The 371-nt window shown below is 61.2% G+C and carries 1 protein-coding gene; it reads left to right on the top strand.

Annotated features, from left to right (window positions below):
* A partial coding sequence (locus AC1DF0_RS32650; protein WP_477577780.1) for a hypothetical protein occupies nucleotides 1–252 on the top strand: 252 nt, incomplete at its 5' end.
* Nucleotides 253–371 lie beyond the last annotated feature (119 nt).

Raw genomic sequence — 371 nt, forward strand, 5'->3', positions numbered from 1 at the left:
CAACTGCTGATGGGCTCCGGCACTGGCACGCCGACTCAGGCGGTGCTGGTAAACAACGTCAGTGCCTTTGGCGTGAGCTTCGGTATCGCCAGTTCGGCCACGGATACAGCCGCCTCCAGTTACAGCAGTAATCCGTCCGATCCGGCGCGAATCCGCAGTGTGCGGCTGACGCTGACCCTCACCGACCCGAACAACCGGGTCCGCAATCAAACCTTCAACGTAGTTGCCGCCTTGCGCAACCGGTTGCAATGAGGGGAGGGCCGATGAGTCGTGCGTCCATGACATATCACGCCCAGCGCGGCATGGCGCTGTTGGTCAGCCTGGTGTTTCTCCTGGTGCTGACATTGATCGGTCTCTCGTCGATGCAGAGC

Source organism: Paenibacillus sp. 05T425, assembly GCF_056396205.1.